At 57.7% G+C, this 16,812-nt stretch carries 19 protein-coding genes; 10 read left to right on the top strand and 9 right to left on the bottom strand.

Annotated elements, in window-relative coordinates:
- The first annotated feature begins 135 nt into the window (after positions 1-135).
- Together KHQ23_RS21715 and KHQ23_RS21710 are read left to right on the top strand one after the other, a co-directional pair.
- The gene (locus tag KHQ23_RS21715) at positions 136-555 is read left to right on the top strand and encodes a translesion error-prone DNA polymerase V autoproteolytic subunit (protein WP_002901192.1); all 420 of its coding nucleotides are present in this window, start codon (positions 136-138) and stop codon (positions 553-555) included.
- 2 nt (positions 556-557) lie between these two features.
- Entirely contained in the window at positions 558-1,823 is a 1,266-nt protein-coding gene (locus KHQ23_RS21710; protein WP_004152360.1) for a Y-family DNA polymerase, read from the top strand.
- 6 nt (positions 1,824-1,829) lie between these two features.
- Here KHQ23_RS21710 and KHQ23_RS21705 read toward each other — a convergent pair whose 3' ends face one another.
- Positions 1,830-2,735 carry a LysR family transcriptional regulator gene (locus tag KHQ23_RS21705; protein ID WP_004140447.1) on the bottom strand — a complete coding sequence of 302 codons (906 nt, stop codon included), beginning with the start codon at positions 2,733-2,735 and terminating at the stop codon, positions 1,830-1,832.
- Positions 2,736-2,901: 166 nt separating this feature from the next.
- Here KHQ23_RS21705 and KHQ23_RS21700 point away from each other — a divergent pair, with 166 nt between their 5' ends.
- The gene (locus KHQ23_RS21700; protein ID WP_009485415.1) at positions 2,902-3,651 is read left to right on the top strand and encodes an SDR family NAD(P)-dependent oxidoreductase; all 750 of its coding nucleotides are present in this window, start codon (positions 2,902-2,904) and stop codon (positions 3,649-3,651) included.
- Here KHQ23_RS21700 and KHQ23_RS21695 read toward each other — a convergent pair.
- Positions 3,648-4,865: an MFS transporter gene (locus tag KHQ23_RS21695; RefSeq protein ID WP_009485416.1), complete on the bottom strand. Its 1,218-nt coding sequence runs from the start codon at positions 4,863-4,865 to the stop codon at positions 3,648-3,650. The genes KHQ23_RS21700 and KHQ23_RS21695 overlap by 4 nt on opposite strands.
- 175 nt (positions 4,866-5,040) lie before the next feature.
- On the opposite strand from KHQ23_RS21695, the gene KHQ23_RS21690 reads away from it, so the two are divergent.
- On the top strand, positions 5,041-5,922 hold the full coding sequence (locus KHQ23_RS21690; RefSeq protein ID WP_009309126.1) for a LysR family transcriptional regulator: 882 nt from the start codon (positions 5,041-5,043) through the stop codon (positions 5,920-5,922).
- Between the two features lie 70 nt (positions 5,923-5,992).
- On the opposite strand, the gene KHQ23_RS21685 is transcribed toward KHQ23_RS21690, so the two are convergent.
- The gene (locus KHQ23_RS21685; protein WP_014907792.1) at positions 5,993-6,112 is read right to left on the bottom strand and encodes a hypothetical protein; all 120 of its coding nucleotides are present in this window, start codon (positions 6,110-6,112) and stop codon (positions 5,993-5,995) included.
- A gap of 67 nt (positions 6,113-6,179) precedes the next feature.
- Here KHQ23_RS21685 and KHQ23_RS21680 point away from each other — a divergent pair, with 67 nt between their 5' ends.
- Positions 6,180-6,491 carry a hypothetical protein gene (locus tag KHQ23_RS21680; protein WP_002901229.1) on the top strand — a complete coding sequence of 104 codons (312 nt, stop codon included), beginning with the start codon at positions 6,180-6,182 and terminating at the stop codon, positions 6,489-6,491.
- A gap of 121 nt (positions 6,492-6,612) precedes the next feature.
- On the opposite strand, the gene KHQ23_RS21675 is transcribed toward KHQ23_RS21680, so the two are convergent.
- Positions 6,613-7,095 carry a glutathione peroxidase gene (locus KHQ23_RS21675; protein ID WP_002901230.1) on the bottom strand — a complete coding sequence of 161 codons (483 nt, stop codon included), beginning with the start codon at positions 7,093-7,095 and terminating at the stop codon, positions 6,613-6,615.
- 158 nt (positions 7,096-7,253) lie between these two features.
- Here KHQ23_RS21675 and KHQ23_RS21670 point away from each other — a divergent pair, with 158 nt between their 5' ends.
- A complete protein-coding gene (locus KHQ23_RS21670; RefSeq protein ID WP_002901231.1) occupies positions 7,254-7,817 on the top strand; it encodes a hypothetical protein in 564 nt (187 codons plus the stop codon).
- A gap of 45 nt (positions 7,818-7,862) precedes the next feature.
- Here the strand turns inward: KHQ23_RS21670 and KHQ23_RS21665 are convergent, their stop codons facing one another.
- Positions 7,863-9,146 carry a YeaH/YhbH family protein gene (locus KHQ23_RS21665; RefSeq protein ID WP_004152363.1) on the bottom strand — a complete coding sequence of 428 codons (1,284 nt, stop codon included), beginning with the start codon at positions 9,144-9,146 and terminating at the stop codon, positions 7,863-7,865.
- A gap of 85 nt (positions 9,147-9,231) precedes the next feature.
- Positions 9,232-11,166, bottom strand: a complete 1,935-nt coding sequence (gene yeaG / locus KHQ23_RS21660; protein WP_002901234.1) for a protein kinase YeaG — start codon at positions 11,164-11,166, stop codon at positions 9,232-9,234.
- Between the two features lie 416 nt (positions 11,167-11,582).
- Between yeaG and KHQ23_RS21655 the strand changes: the two genes are divergently transcribed.
- Positions 11,583-12,329, top strand: a complete 747-nt coding sequence (locus tag KHQ23_RS21655) for a MipA/OmpV family protein (RefSeq protein ID WP_002901236.1) — start codon at positions 11,583-11,585, stop codon at positions 12,327-12,329.
- 91 nt (positions 12,330-12,420) lie between these two features.
- Entirely contained in the window at positions 12,421-13,275 is an 855-nt protein-coding gene (locus KHQ23_RS21650) for an aldo/keto reductase (RefSeq protein WP_004176538.1), read from the top strand.
- Positions 13,276-13,331: 56 nt separating this feature from the next.
- On the opposite strand, the gene KHQ23_RS21645 is transcribed toward KHQ23_RS21650, so the two are convergent.
- Positions 13,332-14,216 carry a D-hexose-6-phosphate mutarotase gene (locus tag KHQ23_RS21645; protein WP_002901240.1) on the bottom strand — a complete coding sequence of 295 codons (885 nt, stop codon included), beginning with the start codon at positions 14,214-14,216 and terminating at the stop codon, positions 13,332-13,334.
- Positions 14,217-14,290: 74 nt separating this feature from the next.
- The gene (gene gapA / locus KHQ23_RS21640; protein ID WP_002901243.1) at positions 14,291-15,286 is read right to left on the bottom strand and encodes a glyceraldehyde-3-phosphate dehydrogenase; all 996 of its coding nucleotides are present in this window, start codon (positions 15,284-15,286) and stop codon (positions 14,291-14,293) included.
- Positions 15,287-15,624: 338 nt separating this feature from the next.
- On the opposite strand from gapA, the gene msrB reads away from it, so the two are divergent.
- Together msrB and KHQ23_RS21630 are read left to right on the top strand one after the other, a co-directional pair.
- Positions 15,625-16,038 carry a peptide-methionine (R)-S-oxide reductase MsrB gene (gene msrB / locus KHQ23_RS21635; RefSeq protein WP_002901246.1) on the top strand — a complete coding sequence of 138 codons (414 nt, stop codon included), beginning with the start codon at positions 15,625-15,627 and terminating at the stop codon, positions 16,036-16,038.
- A 43-nt stretch (positions 16,039-16,081) separates the two neighbouring features.
- A complete protein-coding gene (locus KHQ23_RS21630; protein ID WP_002901249.1) occupies positions 16,082-16,360 on the top strand; it encodes a YeaC family protein in 279 nt (92 codons plus the stop codon).
- Between the two features lie 94 nt (positions 16,361-16,454).
- Here KHQ23_RS21630 and yajD read toward each other — a convergent pair whose 3' ends face one another.
- The gene (gene yajD, locus KHQ23_RS21625) at positions 16,455-16,799 is read right to left on the bottom strand and encodes an HNH nuclease YajD (RefSeq protein ID WP_002901254.1); all 345 of its coding nucleotides are present in this window, start codon (positions 16,797-16,799) and stop codon (positions 16,455-16,457) included.
- Positions 16,800-16,812 lie beyond the last annotated feature (13 nt).

Here is a 16,812-nt window from a genome sequence, read left to right as displayed (position 1 = left end):
CTGGCGCTGAAGAAGACCCCTATTGACATCAAGGAGTTATTTCAGTGCTGGCGATTGATAGCTGGAGCCGATATTGACCGGTAAAATTGGCAAAACTACTGTATATATATTCAGTGTTGTGTGGTGGGTTGAAAAATGAACGTTTACACGCCGGTTGAGCTACGTCAGATTGTCTCCTTTCCCTTTTTTGCCGACCTGGTGCAGTGCGGCTTTCCCAGCCCGGCTCAGGACTATGTTGAGAAGCGAATCGACCTCAACGAGCTGCTGGTGCAGCATCCCAGCGCGACCTATTTTGTCAAAGCCGCTGGCGACAGCATGATCGATGCCGGCATTGACGAAGGCGATTTGCTGGTGGTGGACAGCGCGCGTAAAGCGGAGCATGGCGATATCGTGATTGCCGCCGTCGGCGGCGAGTTTACGGTAAAGAAGCTGCAGCTTCTGCCGCGGGTGCAGCTTAACCCGATGAACCCGGCCTATTCGCCCATCGTGGTCGGCCGCGAGGAGACGCTCGATATTTTCGGCGTCGTAACCTACATCATCAAGGCGGCGGGCTGATCATGTTCGCGCATTGTGATGTGAACGCCTTCTATGCCAGCTGTCAGACCGCCTTCCGGCCAGACCTGAAGGGGCGGCCGGTGGTGGTGCTGTCGAACAACGACGGCTGCGTGATCGCCCGCTCGGCGGAGGCGAAGCCGTTTGTGAAAATGGGCGAACCCTACTTTAAGCAGAAGGCTGCGTTTCTTCGCCACGGCGTCGTGGCGTTTAGCAGTAATTATGAGCTGTATGCCGACATGTCCAGCCGGGTGATGGCTACCCTGGAAGAGCTCACCCCGCGCTGCGAAATTTACAGTATCGATGAGGCCTTTTGCGATGTCAGCGGTGTGCGTCATTGCAGAGATCTGACCGATTTTGGCCGCGAAATCCGCGCCACGGTGCTGCAGCGTACCCATCTGACGCTGGGCGTTGGCATCGCCCAGACCAAAACCCTGGCGAAGCTGGCCAACCACGCGGCGAAGCAGTGGCCGCGGCAGACGGGCGGGGTAGTGGACTTGTCCTGCCCGCAGCGGCAGCGAAAGCTGATGGCGCTGCTGCCGGTGAGCGAGGTCTGGGGCATCGGGCGGCGGATCGGCAAAAAGCTTGAAGCGATGGGGATCGGCACGGTACTCCAGCTGGCGGAGAGCGATATCCGCTTTATCCGCAAGCACTTCACGGTGGTGCTCGAACGAACGGTACGGGAGCTGCGCGGCGAGCCTTGCCTGGCGCTGGAGGAGTTTGCCCCCGCTAAGCAGGAAATTATCTGCAGCCGCTCGTTCGGGGATCGGATTACGGCCTATGAGGATATGCGCCAGGCGATCTGCAGCTATGCCGCGCGGGCAGCAGAAAAGCTGCGCGGTGAGCATCAGTACTGCCGGTTCGTCTCCGCCTTTGTCAAAACCAGCCCCTTCGCGCTGAATGAACCCTATTACGGCAACAGCGCCTCGCTAAAGCTGCTGACGCCGACCCAGGACTCTCGGGATATTATCGCCGCGGCGACGAGCTGTCTGGATGCCATCTGGAAAGCGGGGCATCGCTATCAGAAGGCCGGCGTGATGCTCGGCGATTTCTACAGCCAGGGCGTCGCCCAGCTGAATCTGTTCGACGAGCTTGCTCCGCGGCACAACAGCGCCAGACTGATGCAGGTTCTCGATCAGCTGAATGCGAAAAACGGCAGGGGGGCGCTCTATTTTGCCGGCCAGGGGATCCAGCAGCAGTGGCAGATGAAGCGAGAGATGCTCTCGCCGCGCTACACCACGCGATACGGCGACCTGCTCCGCGTCAGATAACGCGCGCTATCCCTGCACCGCGGCCGGAAAAACCGCCGCCAGCCAGTCAATAAAGACGCGGAGCCGGGGCGGGACGTGCCGGTGCCGGGCATAGACAACGTGAAAAGGATAGGGGGCCGGGCGCCAGGCGCTGAGGATCTCCACCAGTTCGCCGCTCGCCAGCGCCGGTTTCAGCGAATAGGTAAAGGTCTGCACAATGCCTAAGCCCGCCTCGCCGGCGGCAATATGCGCGTTGCTCTCATTGATGCCGAGATGGGGCTCTGTCTTCAGCTCGGTGCTGACGCCGTGACGCGTAAAGCGAAACGGAAACGCTCTGCCGCTGGCCGGCGACAGATAGCTGATGAGCCGGTGGCCATGATGTAGTTCATCCGGCGAGGCGGGGGTGCCGTAGCGCTGAAGATAGCCCGGGGTGGCGCAGGTGACCAGCGTCGCCTCGCCGATTTTACGGGCGATCAGCGTCGAGTCTTCCATCGGACCGCCGCGGATGGCGCAGTCAATATTGCCGCTGATGAGGTCCGCGGGCTTATCGGCCACCTGCAAATCGATACGGATATCCGGCCAGGAGGTCATAAAGTCCGCCAGCAGCGGGATCAGCACATCGCACGCGGTCGACCCGCCGATGGCGATCCGTAGATGGCCCTTCGGCTTATTGCGGGCGGTATTGAAAGACGCGTCGATCTCTTCCAGGTCTTCCAGCAGACAGCGGGCTTTTTCATAGTACTCCCGTCCTTCCGGCGTCACGGTAATACGCCGCGTGGTGCGCTGCAGGAGGGAAACCCCAAGATGCGCTTCCAGTTGCTGAATGGTTTTGCTGAGGGTGGCGTTGGGCATATTCAGCGAGTCCGCGGCGCGGGTAAAGCTGCCGGCTTCGACAACGCGAGTGAAGGCTTTGAGAGCTGAAAACCGGTCCATTATTCGCTTTATCCTGGTTACTGGAGGTCATTATCCACCGAGGGGAAGAGTGTTTTTCAGATTAGGCCATTTTTCCGCCTCGCCGGGACGATTACAGTGCTTTCCATACCCGGCGGGGCGCGTTCGCGAGCCTGGCCTGTTTATACTCTAACCAAGGAAATGCACCATGAGCAAAAAACTTGCGGATAAAGTGGCGTTAGTCACCGGCGGCAGCGCCGGGATTGGCCTGGCGTCGGCGAAAGCACTGGCGGAGCAGGGCGCGAAGGTGTACATCACCGGCCGCCGTCAGGAGGAGCTGGATGCGGCGGTAAGATTCATCGGACCCGCCGCCCGCGCGATCCGCGCCGACGCCGCCGTGTTAAGCGACCTTGACGCGGTATTTGCGACCATTGCCGAAGAGTCCGGCCGGCTGGATGTGCTGTTCGCCAATGCCGGCGGCGGGGATATGCTGCCGCTGAGCGCCATCACCGAAGCGCACGTCGACCGAATTTTCGCCACCAACGTGCGCGGGGTGGTGTTCACCGTGCAAAAAGCGCTGCCGCTGCTCACCGATGGCGCCTCGGTGATTTTGACCGGCTCTACGGCGGCGGTAAAAGGGACGGCTAACTTCAGCATCTATAGCGCCAGTAAGGCCGCGGTACGCAGCCTGGCGCGCTCCTGGGCGCTGGAGGTTAGCGACCGCGGGATCCGCATCAATGTGGTCAGCCCGGGTCCGGTACGTACCCCGGGTCTGGGAGGGCTGGTGGCGGAGGCGGACCGCCAGGGCTTGTTCGATGCTCTGGCGGCCGGTGTACCGCTCGGGCGGCTGGGCGAGCCGGAGGAGATTGGCCGGACGGTGGTATTTTTAGCGTCGGATGAGTCGAGCTTTATTAACGCCGCGGAGATCTATGTCGACGGCGGGCTGGCGCAAATCTAAGCGCCTGCCGTCGCCGCACTGACCTGACCGGGCAGAGGCGCTTTCAGCAGGGCGATCAGCAGCGTACTGCCCACCATGATCCCCGCCGCCAGCCACACCATTCCCGACAGGCCAGCTGAGGCGATCAGCTGGCCGCCGACAAACGCCCCGGTGCCGATGGCGGCATTAAAAATGGCCACATAAATGGCTGACGCCGGCTGGGCGACAGCGCCCGCGCTGCGCAGCAGCCAGGTCTGTAAGCCGACGAACACAATCGCGATGCCGGCGCCCCACAGGGCTAACAGTAGCCCGCTAAAACAGAACGGCAGTGGCGCAAGACGGGCGGCGCCAAGGAGCGCCAGCGCGCCCCCGCTCAGCAGCAGCGCAGCGAAAATCAGCCCCTTCAGATGACGATCGATCAGCTTACCCGCGATAACGTTACCCAGCAGCCCGGAAACCCCTGACAGCAGCAGCAGGCCGGAGAGAGCGGTCGCCGGGACTCCCTGCAGATTTATCAGCAGTGGTTCAATGTAGGTGAAGGCGGCAAAGTGAGCGGTAATGATGCAGGCCGTGGCGCCATACAGGCCACCGAGCAGCGGATTGCGGAAGATATCGCGATAAACACGCAGCCTGACGGGGGCAGGGGCGGCCAGCGGGGGCAGCGTCGAGCACAGCACCGCAGCGGCGGCTAGTGACAGCAAGGCCATCGACATAAACGCGAGTCGCCAGCCCGCCAGGGTGGCGATAAAGCTCGCCAGCGGCACCCCCACTACGCTTGCCGCTGACACGCCGCCAAAAATGATCGCCGTGGCCAGCCCCAGCCGGTGCGGCGGCACCAGCTGCGCGGCGACAATGCCAATTAAGGCCCAGAAGGCGCCATGCGCCAGGGCGCCAATCATGCGGGCGCTCATCAGGGCGAACATCGAATAAGACCGGGTTGCGGCGAGGCAGGAAAGCGCGAGGATCAGCATCAGCCCGACCAGCAGCGCCTTGCGGGAAATACGCGTCGGCATTGCGCCGGAAAGCAGAGCCGCCAGGGCGCCTACCCAGCCATAGGCGGTGACGGCGAGGCCCACGCCGGATTCCGTCTGGTGAAAATCCGCCGCCAGGGCGCTGAGCATGCCCACCGGCGCCAGTTCGCTGGTGACGATCGAAAAGGCGCAGATCCCGAGCGCAACGACGGCAATCCAGACGCGCGCCGGCGCCGGGTGGAGGGGTAAAGCAATCTCTTTCATATCAGGCGTATCCTTAGGAAAGGAGCGTTCCGCGCGGTGCACGGACGTTCAGGTGAGGAGAGCACAGGCGATCGGATGGCCTGGTTGTCTCCGCGAATGGCGTGCAGTATCATCCCTGCGAAACTGATAAAAAAGAGCGGAAAACGGAGAGCCGTTTTCCATACATGGAAAATAGATGACCGCAGAATTCCACTGGGATGATGCTCGCATATTCCTCGCCATCGCCCGGGCGGGAACGCTGAGCGGCGCCGCCGACAAGATGAACATGGGGATTGCCACGGTCTCCCGCCGGCTGGATCGGCTGGAGCAGGCGTTGAACGTTCCGCTCTTCAGCCGCCATCAGAGCGGCTACCGCCTGACCGACGATGGCGAAGCCCTGCTCGCGCGGGCGGAGGCGCTGGAATACGCTGGCCTGGCGTTCGGCGAAGCGGCGCAACTGCAGGGGCATGTCGCCGGGGTTGTCCGTCTGGCCACCTCGGATAACCTGGCCACGCATTTTATTCTGCCCTCCCTGAAAGGGCTCCTGGACCATTATCCCGAGCTGCGGGTGGAGGTGCTGAGCGGCGTGCAGCCGGTGAACCTGCACCGTCGGGATGCCGATCTGGCGATCCGCATGGTCAAGCCTGAGGCCGGGCATCTGACGTTAAAGCGGCTGGGGACGGTGGGGTTTGGCGTCTATGGCGCCGCCGACTGTCTGGCCGGGGCGGACGGCCTGTCGCTGAGCGAGGCGGACTTTGTGGGGTGGCCGGAAACTCACCAGCACCTGCCGGCCGCCCAATGGATCACGCGCACCCTGCGCGGCCGGCCGTGTAAAGTCGAAGCCAATACGCTCGTGGCCCAGGTTTCCGCAGTATCCGCGGGCCTCGGATTGGGCGTCCTGCCGCACTTTATGGCGCGGGCCAGCGGCCTGCAGTGCCTGCAGCCGGAGATCGGCGCGGATCAGACCCTCTGGCTGGTGATGCATTCTGACCTGGCCGGATCCAGACGCGTGCGGGTTCTCGCCGACCATCTCATCGCTCTCTTTGCGGACCATCAAGATCGGCTGGCGATGCCCTGATGGGGCGCGGCTTGGGCGTGTATCGATAAGACTGCCCGAGGCTGACGAGTCACGATTTTTTCCGCGCCAGCTAACAGTGATACTCGCCGCGCAATATTCGGCCCAATGCTGCCCCGCAGTCGAAAATACTGCAGAGTGAGAGGATATCCCCGTCCGGCAAAATAATTTTGTGTTGTTGCCAGCGCGGCATTGTTGCGCTCCCCCAGAAATGCCTGTCGATGTTAGGGTGAGACGTTTATCACCACAGGAGAACGCAAATGATTGTCAGGACCTGGCACGGCTGTGTGCCATTGCAACATGCTGAGGGGTTTGCCCGCCATCTCGAGCGGACCGGCGTGGAACACGCTCAGAGCATCGCCGGCAACCGGGGGGCGCTGGTGCGCCAGGAAAACCAGGGCGAATGGGCGCATTTCTTTCTTGCCACCTACTGGCAGGATCTCGCGGCGGTCAAAGCCTTCGCTGGCGAAGACTATCACGTCGCGGTCACCTATCCGGACGACGACGCATTCGAACTCCTCTCCGACCCCTATGTGTTTCAGCATGAAGTCGAGGCCGTGTCGCCGCTGTAGGCTGATGACCGGGCAGGTGGAAGATTGGCCAGCAGCAGGCGGTTGCTGGCTGCGCGAGAGCGACGTCTACCTTGTATGGGCAGCCAGCCGCCGCTGGGTGAACGTGGCATGATGGGAACACTCAGCGCGTGAGGGCCGCGACAATGGAGGCTTCCATTTTCTCCGGCGTCGTGAACGGCGCAAAACGCGTGAGGGGTGTGCCGTCGCGACCGATGAGGAACTTGGTGAAATTCCACTTGATCCGTCCGCCGAGCACGCCGGGCAACGCTTGTTTCAGATAACGAAACAGCGGGTGTGCGGCGGGGCCGTTGACGTCCACTTTCTCAAACATCGGGAAGCTCACGCCGTAGTTAACGTGACAAGTCTGCTCGATTTCATCCGCACCGCCGGGTTCCTGCTTACCAAACTGGTTGCACGGGAAACCAAGCACTACCAGCCCCTGAGCCGCGTACTTTTTGTAGAGCGCTTCCAGGCCAGCGTATTGCGGTGTGAAGCCACAATGGCTGGCCGTATTCACCACCAGAACCACCTTGCCAGCATAGTCAGCCATGGAGAGGGGCTGGCCGCGCAGGCGGGTAGCCGTCAATTGATAAAAAGGGGTCATAGCAGGCTCCTGAGAGTAGAAACAGTTCAACGCTGACGATCGCGCGAATGTTTGAAGCAGATTAGGCAGTTATGATACACAGGGTTAGGGATTTGTACCTGGAGTGTTAAAAAAACGCCAGATGTCATAGAGAAAATCGCGAACAGGAACGGCTGAAAATGATGAAATATGTCTTATCGCTGGTGGTGGTGGCGATACTCGCAGGATGTACCAGCACGCCAAACTTGCCGCCTCGGGATACCATTGTGGCGATGAAACCCACAGAGTCCGGTATTGTCGCCAGCTCAGCGAAATACAGTTACCGCTTTGTCCGTGACGGTGTGCCTCAGGAATATCAGCGTTATAAGACCTTTTATGAACGCTTTCACCAACAGGCTTCCGGCGTGCGGGTTAACTTTGTCGTGGAACAACATGAGGTGACGGCGGAATATCTGGTGGTGATGGATCAGCGCAAACTGGATGCCGGGCAGCATAGCGAGCTGGTGAATCAGTATCATGCGGTGCAAATTGATAACGATCGCCTCGGGGTGTTGTTTAAAGCGACAGGATTTTGGACTGCATCGGACGCGTCAGATCTGGCCGCCGCCTACCAGTTAGCGCACCCCGTTGTGGTATCAATCAATGATAAGACCAAAACGATTAGCTCGCTTGGCGCCGTTGCCCTGGCCCCGTTGTTTCCGTTTTACATGATGTATGGATGTGCCACCGGGCCTTGTGTCTGAGGAAAACAGCCAGCAAGTCACTCGACTCACTGGCTGAGTATTTAATTAAGCTTCACTTTTAGATGACTGCTTGTGAAACAGTTCGCGGAATACCGGGTAGATATCCTCCTGGTCGCGAATATGCTGCATGGCGAAATTATCAAAGGTCGCCTGCAGGTGTTCATACTCGCGCCACAGGGTCTGATGCGCCCGGCGGGTAATTTCGATATAGCTGTAATAACGCACCACCGGCAGAATTTTCTTCGCCAGCAGTTCGTGGCACAGCGGGGAGTCATCGGCCCAGTTGTCGCCATCCGACGCCTGGGCGGCGTAGATGTTCCACTGCGCCGGATCATAGCGGGCCTGCACTACTTCATCCATCAGCTTCAGGGCGCTGGAGACAATGGTGCCGCCGGTTTCCTGAGAATAGAAGAATTCGTGCTCATCCACCTCTTTTGCCTGGGTATGGTGGCGGATATAGACCACGTCGACGTTTTTATAAGTCCGGCTGAGGAACAGATACAGCAGGATATAAAAGCGCTTGGCCATGTCTTTGGTGGCCTGGTCCATCGAGCCTGAGACGTCCATCAGACAGAACATCACCGCCTGGCTGGAAGGCTCCGGCCGTTTTTCGTAATTTTTGTAGCGTAAGTCAAAGGTGTCGATAAACGGCACCCGCTCGATTTTAGCCCGCAGTTCGGCAATCTCTTTGCGCAGGCGCTCCTCCTCCAGCAGCTGCACCGGTTCGCTGCGGCTGATGGCTTCCAGATCCTCCTCCAGGGCGCGCAGTTCACGACGCTTGCCGGCGGTCATCGCCGTACGGCGGGCCAGCGAGTTCTGCAGTGAACGTACCACGCTGATGTTGGCTGGCACCCCATTGGAGGTAAAACCCGCGCGATGGGTTTTAAACTCGTTCAGCTGCCGGTGCTGGTTTTTCTTCAGGTTCGGCAGGGCCAGATCTTCAAATAACAGATCCAGGTATTCATCTTTCGAGATCTGGAAGACAAACTCATCCTTTCCTTCACCATCGGCGCTGGCTTGCCCCTGACCGCTACCGCCACCGCCGCCACCGCCCTGCGGGCGCTCAATGCGGTCGTTTTGCACAAAATGGTCGTTGCCCGGGTGGACGCGGTTGCGCAGGCCGCCGCGACCCTGATGAAACATCGGCTCGTTGATATCGTCCGTCGGGATCGAGACGGATTCTCCGCTCTCAATATCGGTCACCGAGCGCTTGTTGATGGCCTCGGAGATCGACTGTTTAATCTGCGCCTTATAACGGCGCAAAAAGCGCTGGCGGTTGACGGCGCTTTTGTTTTTCCCGTTCAGGCGTCGGTCTATGAACCAGGTCATATGCCCTCCTGTACTGCATTAGCCAACTTTACTTATCATCATTCAGCTGCAGTTGACCCGGCGGCGTGCCGCCGGGTTGGACGCATCAGGACGATTTACGAACCCGCAGGTACCACTCGCACAGCAGGCGAACCTGTTTGCGGGTGTAGCCTTTCTCCATCATGCGGTCGACAAAGTCGTCATGTTTTTTCTGCTCATCGGTTGAGGTTTTGGCATTAAACGAAATGACCGGCAACAGCTCTTCGGTATTGGAGAACATTTTCTTCTCAATAACCGTGCGCAGTTTCTCATAGCTGGTCCAGTTCGGATTACGTCCGCTGTTGTTGGCTCTGGCACGCAGCACAAAGTTGACGATTTCGTTACGGAAGTCTTTCGGGTTGCTAATCCCGGCTGGCTTCTCAATTTTCTCCAGCTCGGCATTCAACGATTCACGGTCAAACAGCTGCCCGGTGTCCGGATCGCGGTATTCCTGATCCTGGATCCAGAAGTCAGCGTAGGTGACATAGCGATCGAAAATGTTCTGCCCATACTCGGAGTAGGATTCCAGATAAGCGGTCTGGATCTCTTTGCCGATAAACTCGGCGTATTTCGGGATCAGATAGCCTTTGAGGAATTCCAGATAGCGCTCGGCCTGCTCCTGTGGGAACTGTTCGCGCTCAATCTGCTGCTCCAGCACATAGAACAGATGCACCGGGTTAGCGGCCACCTCGACGTGGTCGAAGTTAAATACCCGAGACAGGATCTTAAAGGCAAAGCGGGTGGAGAGCCCGTTCATCCCTTCATCAACCCCGGCGTAATCGCGATACTCCTGATAGGACTTCGCTTTCGGGTCGGTATCTTTCAGACTTTCGCCGTCATAGACCCGCATCTTCGAGTAGATGCTCGAGTTTTCCGGCTCTTTAAGGCGCGACAGAATCGAAAAGCGCGCCAGGGTTTCCAGGGTGCCCGGGGCGCAGGGCGCATGGGTCAGCTCACTGTTGTTGAGCAGTTTTTCATAGATGCGGATCTCTTCGGAGATACGCAGGCAATAAGGCACCTTGACGATATAGACGCGGTCGAGGAAGGCCTCATTGTTCTTGTTATTACGGAAGGTCACCCATTCCGACTCGTTGGAGTGAGCAAGGATGATCCCGTTAAACGGCAGGGCGGAGATCCCTTCGGTGCCGTTATAGTTACCTTCCTGGGTGGCGGTCAGCAGCGGATGCAGCACCTTAATCGGCGCTTTAAACATCTCGACGAACTCCATAATCCCCTGGTTGGCGCGGCACAGCGCACCGGAGTAGCCGTAGGCGTCCGGGTCGTTCTGCGCATAGTGTTCCAGCTTACGGATATCCACCTTACCGACCAGCGCTGAAATATCCTGGTTGTTTTCATCACCCGGTTCGGTTTTGGCGATGGCAACCTGCTCGAGAATCGATGGCCAGACTTTAACCACGCGGAATTTAGTGATATCGCCGCCAAACTCGTGCAGGCGCTTGGCCGCCCACGGCGACATAATGGTGCCGAGATAGCGGGTCGGGATGCCATACTCTTTCTGGAGGATCTGCGCATCTTCCTGCGGATTGAACAGGCACAGCGGGTGATCGTTGACCGGACTGCGTTCGCCGTTGGCGCTCAGCACATAGATGGGCACGCGCTGCATCAGCGCTTTCAGCCGTTCAGCCAGCGACGATTTACCACCGCCCACCGGCCCCAGCAGATAGAGGATCTGTTTCTTCTCTTCCAGCCCCTGGGCGGCATGCTTGAGGTAGGAAACGATCTGCTCAATGGCGTCTTCCATACCGTAAAACTCTTCAAATGCCGGATAGCGTGCGATAACCCGGTTTGAAAAGAGACGGGATAGCCGCGGCTCGAGAGCCGTATCAACCATGACGGGTTCACCAATGGCCATCAACAGACGTTCTGCCGCATTGGCATAGGCACTGCGATCTTGCCGGCAGATGGTAAGAAACTCCTGCAGTGTGAACTCTTCGTCCTTGGCAGCTTCGTAGCGCTGGCGATAGTGATCGAATATATTCATGGCATGCCGTCCTTTCGTTTTTTAGCACAGGTTGAGAGCCGTTCATATGAATAGTGGGGGCCCCCGGAAGACATAAGCTGAACATCGCTCTCCTGGTATCCAGCAACCCTTATGCCAGGTTGCGGGTGGGGTAGCGTGAATGTGCCCGGCAATTACACCTTCTAAATTTAAGCGTAGATGCATTTAGAAATCTTGCATGGCGCAGAAAATCAATTTCAATGACATATCAATAACTCATCCTGAACATGGCGCTTTTTGATTCGTTGGGACGCAAAGTTGTCATCGGGCTGTCACCGGATGGTAAGAGAAGGGTGGCAAAGTGAACGATTTGTGTCATATCGGGTAAAGAATTTGAGGCATGAGACCTACGACGGTACACTGCACGGGCTGATTATTTGACAACGGGAATATGGATTGTGACTAAAATCAAACTTCTGGCACTCGGCGTGCTGATAGCGACGTCCGCCAGCGCGGCGCATGCCGACGGGAAGTTCACTCTTGGGGCTGGCGTAGGGGTCGTTGAGCATCCGTATAAGCAATATGATGCGGATGTCTATCCGGTGCCGGTCATTAGTTATGAGAGCGAAAACTTCTGGTTCCACGGTCTGGGCGGGGGTTACTACCTGTGGAATGACACCAACGATAAACTGTCGATTACGGCCTACTGGTCGCCAATGTACTTCAAGCCGGGCGACAGCGACAGCGAGCAGATGCGTCGACTGGATAAACGTAAATCGACCGTGATGGCCGGTCTTTCTTATGTCCACAACACGCCCTATGGCTTCCTGCGCACGACGATTGCCGGCGATACGCTGGATAACAGCAACGGTATTAACTGGGATCTCGCCTGGCTGTACCGTTACACCAACGGTAACCTGACGCTGACGCCGGGTATTGGCGTGGAGTGGAACAGCGACAATCAGAACGAATACTACTATGGTGTCTCCCGGCACGAGTCGCGCCGCAGCGGCATGCGCAGCTATGACCCGGACAGTAGCTGGAACCCGTATCTGGAACTGTCGGCTAACTATCGCTTCCTTGGTGACTGGAGCGTTTACGGCGTGGCGCGCTACACGCGTCTGTCGGATGAAATTACCGACAGTCCGATGGTGGATAAATCCTGGAGCGGTCTGATCTCCACCGGGATCACCTACACCTTCTGATTGTGCATTCTTACAGTGCGCTTCATGCAGCAAAACAGGGCCTTGCGCCCTGTTTTGCTTTATGGTGGTGCATACGGTTAAGGAGGAGAAGATGGTGAAAAAAACAGTACGCTTCGGCGAGCAGGCGGCAGTGCCGGCCATCGGGCTGGGCACCTGGTATATGGGCGAACATGCGGCGCAGCGTCAGCAGGAAGTGGCTGCACTGCGGGCGGGCATCGACCATGGACTGACGGTGATCGATACGGCGGAAATGTACGCCGACGGCGGGGCGGAGGAAGTGGTGGGCCAGGCGATCCGCGGTCTGCGCGACCGGGTAGTGCTGGTCTCCAAAGTCTATCCCTGGCATGCCGGCAAAGCGGCGATGCACCGCGCCTGTGAAAACAGCCTGCGCCGGCTGCAGACCGACTATCTGGACATGTATCTCCTGCACTGGCGCGGGGATATCCCGCTGCAGGAGACGGTTGAGGCGATGGAGAAGCTGGTGGCCGAGGGCAAGATCCGCCGCTGGGGCGTCTCTAATCTGGACACCGAGGATATGCAGGCGCTGTGGCGGACGGCGGATGGCGAGCACTGTGCAACCAACCAGGTGCTCTACCATCTCGCATCGCGGGGCATTGAATACGATCTCCTGCCCTGGTGCCAGCAGCACAGTCTGCCGGTGATGGCCTACTGCCCGCTGGCGCAGGCTGGGCGCTTACGCGATGGACTTTTTCAGCATAGCGATATCATTAATATGGCTAACGCGCGGGGGATTACGGTAGCGCAACTGCTGCTCGCTTGGGTGATTCGTCATCCGGGAGTGCTGGCGATCCCGAAAGCGGCCAGTATTGAGCATGTGGTGCAGAATGCCGCAGCGCTCGACATCGTCCTTAGTGGGGAAGAGCTCGCGCAGCTGGACCGCCTCTATCCGCCGCCGCAGCGAAAAACCCGGCTGGATATGGTTTAACCCATCGTTCACGGCAAAGAAAAACAAAAGCCCCGTTACCAACGGGGCTTTTGCTATTAGCGTTTTTTCACGCTGATGGTTTGCGCCAGGCGAGAGGGCGTCTCTTCGCTGGCTTTCTGCGGCTGGGTTACGCAGCAGGTTTCGACGCAAACGAAGGTTTTGTAGCCATCGTCCGGCATATCGCCCATGCTGACGGACAGCGCCGGGCCCGGGTTCCAGGCCACCACATTGTGCTGATGATGATGCACCACGTCGATAGTGCGGTTTAGCGCGTCGTCATGGATCACGCTGCAGCTGTCGGCGTTGAGATAGACGCGATCGGTGCGGTCCGGGAAGGTCTGCACGCCGTTGCTCAGAACGCCTTCTTCGGCATTGTTCACTTTATCGATATAGCGCTCGCCAAGACCGCTCACCTTCACCGCCGCGATATCGCCGACGTTGAAATAGCTGTGCAGGGCAGAGGTGGTCTCGAATTCACCGTGGGCTTCCAGCTCGATTTCACAGGTCTTGCCCAGCTTAAAGCGGGCATAGAGGGTGAACTCGTGCGGCCAGAGCTTCATGGTTTCAGCGCTGTGCTGGAGCGCAAAGGTCAACATTACGCCGCTGTCGTCTTCGTCATGACCTTCCAGGGTCCATGGCAGATTGCGGGCAAAGCCGTGCGACGGCAGACCTTGCTGCGCAGAAGGACCAAACCAGGGCCAGCAAATCGGCACGCCGCCGCGCAGGGCGACGCCCTGTTTAAACGGGGTGTTGTTGCTCAGCCACAGAACTTCTTCTTCACCGGCGGGTTTCCAGGAGAGCAGGTGCGCCCCCTGCAGCGCCACAGAGGCTTTCACCTGCGGATGGTCGATGACAATCAGCTCCAGGTCGTCCAGCTGGCGACGGGAGATCACGGGAGAAATGGTTTCATTCACCGGGAGAGCAAAAATTTTATTTATCATTGTGCAATCCTATCTCTGCAGACAAAAAAAAGAGCGACCGAAGTCGCTCTTACAGATTACTTTTTCATCTCAACTTATTTGGAGATGTGGGCAATCAGATCCAGAACTTTGTTGGAGTAGCCGGTTTCGTTGTCGTACCAGGAAACCAGTTTCACGAAGTTGTCGTTCAGTGCGATACCCGCTTTAGCATCGAACACGGAAGTGCAAACTTCGCCGTTGAAGTCGGTAGAAACAACGTCGTCTTCGGTGTAACCCAGAACGCCTTTCATAGCGCCTTCAGAAGCGGCTTTGATGGCTTTCTTGATTTCTTCGTAGGACGCTGCTTTTTCCAGACGAACGGTCAGGTCAACAACAGATACGTTCGGAGTTGGAACGCGGAACGCCATACCGGTCAGTTTGCCGTTCAGTTCTGGCAGTACTTTACCTACTGCTTTAGCAGCGCCGGTAGAGGACGGGATGATGTTTTGAGCTGCGCCGCGGCCGCCGCGCCAGTCTTTGTGAGACGGGCCATCAACGGTTTTCTGAGTAGCGGTGGTAGCGTGGACGGTGGTCATCAGGCCTTCAACGATACCGAAGTTGTCGTTGATAACTTTAGCCAGCGGCGCCAGGCAGTTGGTGGTGCAGGAAGCGTTGGAAACGATGTCCTGGCCAGCGTAAGCGTCGAAGTTAGCGCCGCGAACGAACATCGGAGTGTTGTCTTTGGACGGGCCAGTCAGAACGACTTTTTTCGCGCCAGCGGTGATGTGTTTACGAGCGGTTTCGTCGGTCAGGAAGATACCGGTTGCTTCAGCAACAACGTCAACACCAACTTCGTCCCACTTCAGGTTAGCCGGGTCACGTTCAGCGGTAACACGGATTTTTTTACCGTTAACGACCAGATGACCGTCTTTCACTTCAACGGTACCGTCGAAACGACCGTGAGTGGAGTCATACTTCAGCATGTAAGCCATGTACTCTGCGTCTAACAGGTCGTTGATTGCAACGATCTCGATGTCAGAACGTTTCTGAGCAGCACGGAAAACAATGCGACCGATACGGCCAAAACCGTTGATACCTACTTTGATAGTCATATATTCCACCAGCTATTTGTTAGTGAATAAAAGGTTGCCTGTAAAATTACAAAAACCTTACGCAGCGTCAAGCGGAATCGTGTCAATCATTGCGACAAATCAATCCTGAGCAGACCTTTGCGCGATTGATTTGCCTCACTTTCCCTTTGAGCCCAATTCCATATGGGGGCTGCGCGCGGAATTTTAAAGGGCATTTAAGATAAAAACGTGATTTAAGTCACAATTATCTGGCTGCCTGTGGGCACCGGATAAGTTTAGAACAAAAGTGTACGCTTCATTGTTAATGTTTTGTTAGAATTGGAGCGAAAGTAGTCCATTGCAAAGCGAGATGTAAGCCCATGGCGAATAAACCCACCCCGGAAGAGCTGAAAAATGGCTTGAGCGAAATGCAGTTTTACGTGACGCAGCATCATGGCACCGAACCGCCTTTCACCGGACGGCTGTTGCACAACAAGAAAAATGGCGTGTACCACTGCCTGGTGTGCGATGCGCCGCTGTTTAACTCCCAGACTAAATACGACTCCGGCTGCGGCTGGCCGAGCTTCTACGAGCCGGTAAGCGCGGAGGCCATTCGCTATCTGACCGACAATTCGCACGGCATGCAGCGCATTGAGATCCGTTGCGGAAACTGTGATGCCCATCTCGGCCACGTGTTTCCGGATGGTCCGCAGCCGACCGGCGAGCGCTATTGTGTCAACTCGGCATCGCTGAGCTTCACCGATGAGCAAAATGGCGAGCAAATCAAGGGTTGAAGAAACGATTCAGCAAATTATTCCAGGCGGAGGTGAGCGGAAGATGGATATTGAGCAAATTATCGACAGTATGACGCCGGAAGTGTATCAGCGTCTGGCGACGGCGGTAGAGCTGGGAAAATGGCCGGATGGCGTCGCGCTGACGCCGGAGCAGAAGGAAAATAGCCTGCAGCTGGTGATGCTCTGGCAGGCACGGTATAACACCGACGCCCAGCACATGACCATCGACACCAGCGGGCAGATGGTAATGAAGAGCAAACAGCAGCTGAAAGAGGATTTTGGCATCGTGCCGAAGCCGATCGCCACCGTTAAACTGCAATAAACCGCCGGCCGGCGGTGAGACGTTCCGGCGTCGGGTAACCGCGCGCCGGATGGCGTCATGTCGAATGACCGCGTCCGGCGGTCAGCCGCTTCGCTTACTTTTTGTTCATCATCGCTTTCAGATCGGCAAACGGGTTGTAGGTGGCCTCGCCGACGCTCTTTTGCGCATCTTCCCCTGCCACCACCGTGGAGCCATACTGATCGGCTTCGGTGTACTTGGAATGTTCGTGATCGTGACAGTACAGGCACAACATCTCCCAGTTGCTGCCATCTTCCGGGTTATTGGAGTGGTCGTGATCGATGTGGTGCACCGTCAGCTCGCGCAGATTGGAGTAGACAAACTCCCGTGAGCAGCGTCCGCACACCCAGGGAAAAAGCTTGAGCGCCTTTTCGCGGTAACCCACTTCCAGACGTGCGTAATTTTTGGGGATATAGGCCATGGCCCCCTGCCTC

Origin of the sequence: Klebsiella sp. 64 (assembly GCF_018223915.1) — a bacterium.
Lineage (GTDB): Bacteria > Pseudomonadota > Gammaproteobacteria > Enterobacterales > Enterobacteriaceae > Klebsiella > Klebsiella pneumoniae.
Note: the sequence above shows the minus strand (reverse complement) of the source record. Positions and strands in the feature narration are given on the sequence as shown.

Bases quoted from the DNA above. Each gene is read 5' to 3' on its own strand.
- KHQ23_RS21715 (WP_002901192.1), top strand. From the start codon at position 136: ATGAACGTTTACACGCCGGTTGAGCTACGTCAGATTGTCTCCTTTCCC.
- KHQ23_RS21710 (WP_004152360.1), top strand. From the start codon at position 558: ATGTTCGCGCATTGTGATGTGAACGCCTTCTATGCCAGCTGTCAGACC.
- KHQ23_RS21705 (WP_004140447.1), bottom strand. From the start codon at position 2,735: ATGGACCGGTTTTCAGCTCTCAAAGCCTTCACTCGCGTTGTCGAAGCC.
- KHQ23_RS21700 (WP_009485415.1), top strand. From the start codon at position 2,902: ATGAGCAAAAAACTTGCGGATAAAGTGGCGTTAGTCACCGGCGGCAGC.
- KHQ23_RS21695 (WP_009485416.1), bottom strand. From the start codon at position 4,865: ATGAAAGAGATTGCTTTACCCCTCCACCCGGCGCCGGCGCGCGTCTGG.
- KHQ23_RS21690 (WP_009309126.1), top strand. From the start codon at position 5,041: ATGACCGCAGAATTCCACTGGGATGATGCTCGCATATTCCTCGCCATC.
- KHQ23_RS21685 (WP_014907792.1), bottom strand. From the start codon at position 6,112: ATGCCGCGCTGGCAACAACACAAAATTATTTTGCCGGACGGGGATATC.
- KHQ23_RS21680 (WP_002901229.1), top strand. From the start codon at position 6,180: ATGATTGTCAGGACCTGGCACGGCTGTGTGCCATTGCAACATGCTGAG.
- KHQ23_RS21675 (WP_002901230.1), bottom strand. From the start codon at position 7,095: ATGACCCCTTTTTATCAATTGACGGCTACCCGCCTGCGCGGCCAGCCC.
- KHQ23_RS21670 (WP_002901231.1), top strand. From the start codon at position 7,254: ATGATGAAATATGTCTTATCGCTGGTGGTGGTGGCGATACTCGCAGGA.
- KHQ23_RS21665 (WP_004152363.1), bottom strand. From the start codon at position 9,146: ATGACCTGGTTCATAGACCGACGCCTGAACGGGAAAAACAAAAGCGCC.
- yeaG (WP_002901234.1), bottom strand. From the start codon at position 11,166: ATGAATATATTCGATCACTATCGCCAGCGCTACGAAGCTGCCAAGGAC.
- KHQ23_RS21650 (WP_004176538.1), top strand. From the start codon at position 12,421: ATGGTGAAAAAAACAGTACGCTTCGGCGAGCAGGCGGCAGTGCCGGCC.
- KHQ23_RS21645 (WP_002901240.1), bottom strand. From the start codon at position 14,216: ATGATAAATAAAATTTTTGCTCTCCCGGTGAATGAAACCATTTCTCCC.
- gapA (WP_002901243.1), bottom strand. From the start codon at position 15,286: ATGACTATCAAAGTAGGTATCAACGGTTTTGGCCGTATCGGTCGCATT.
- msrB (WP_002901246.1), top strand. From the start codon at position 15,625: ATGGCGAATAAACCCACCCCGGAAGAGCTGAAAAATGGCTTGAGCGAA.
- KHQ23_RS21630 (WP_002901249.1), top strand. From the start codon at position 16,082: ATGGATATTGAGCAAATTATCGACAGTATGACGCCGGAAGTGTATCAG.
- yajD (WP_002901254.1), bottom strand. From the start codon at position 16,799: ATGGCCTATATCCCCAAAAATTACGCACGTCTGGAAGTGGGTTACCGC.